Origin of the sequence: Microcoleus sp. LEGE 07076 (genome assembly GCF_015207455.1) — a bacterium.
Lineage (GTDB): Bacteria > Cyanobacteriota > Cyanobacteriia > Cyanobacteriales > Microcoleaceae > Microcoleus.
On record NZ_JADEWV010000479.1, the window covers coordinates 1 to 1,171 of the forward strand.

The 1,171-nt window shown below is 44.0% G+C and carries 1 protein-coding gene and 1 pseudogene; both read right to left on the reverse strand.

The genetic code is table 11. From position 1 onward, the window contains the following. Positions 1-412, reverse strand: a pseudogene (locus IQ270_RS30420) (sensor protein Chase2); the annotation flags it as partial. 30 nt (positions 413-442) lie between these two features. Continuing rightward, positions 443-1,171, reverse strand: a 729-nt coding sequence (locus IQ270_RS30425) for a DUF1822 family protein (RefSeq protein WP_228056858.1), incomplete at its 5' end; no start/stop codon positions are given.

The following is a 1,171-nucleotide window of genomic DNA, read 5'->3' on the forward strand; positions in this document are numbered from 1 at the left end:
TCCACAAATGCCAAGGTAAGCGCCGTAAGTGGGAATCTTCAGTTTGAATGATGACCCGCACTTCTTCATCTGGCTTAACGTTTTTCAGCAAATCATCCTTCACAGGGGAAAACTCCGGTGATTTAAGCCAATCATTAAGCTGCTGCTTTAAAGCATTACTATCTGCTTCTAAATCACAACTAGAAAAATTTGTTACCTGTGGTGGCGGCGGGTCAAGTCGCCGCGTTATCCCCATCTGACGGTATCTTGACTGCCAAGTATTATATAGCTGCGGAATCTGCGGTGCCGGTGGCAATTTGCCAAAAGATGTCCCTAGCAAGCGCTGGTTATCTTCCCGAATTTCCAAGCTGACGTGCTGAAATCCTTGCTGGCAATCACCCGCTGTAAACTTCAATACAACTATTTTACCCATTCCCATTCCCCTATAGATTTTGACTTTAAATTAGATAGCAAAATGTTCAGTAATTTCGGTATCTTCCAGCGCTACCTTAATGCTGAAAGGCTCTCCTGCTTCACCGCTGAATTCCAATTGAATCCAATTATCGGCACTCCGCGCTTGAGCCTCCAAAAAAACATCTCCCGATTCACCATCAATTACAATCAGTTTTATCCCCACTGGCAGATAGGTTTGTGCAGCAGATAGCGGATACAATCTGATGAGAATATCGGTTTTTTCGGCGTTTTTTTGGCAATTGACAATCAATACAATAGGATTACCAGCCAAGGAGATTTCTCTCACCTTACTTGCGCTAAGGGTTGGCGATTCGGTGTCAGCAGTGCGGGAACGGGGGGCGCTGGCAAATCTAAAAATTAGGTTTCCTTCTTGCTTGCTTAAAAATGATTCCAGACTCTGCCAGTTGTATTGAGAATTACTTTCAGATTTTTGCAACCATTCATTTAAACTTATTAGACCGGCGGTAGTTGTGGATGGGGGAACTATTACAGGTTGTGAAATTTGCCCTGTGGCATCAGTGCTTTCATTAGTTGGAGTTCCGGGATTAACCGATTCATCTGAGTCATCACCACCCCAGATTTCATCCAACTTTTCTAGCAACTCTTCTGCTAAATCTTGCAACTCAGTTTGTTGTGAATCGTCAAACTCTTCTCTATCCACAATAGGTGCGCCACCTCTGAAGGCAAAACCAGGTTTTGCAGGCACGTAACTCGCTAA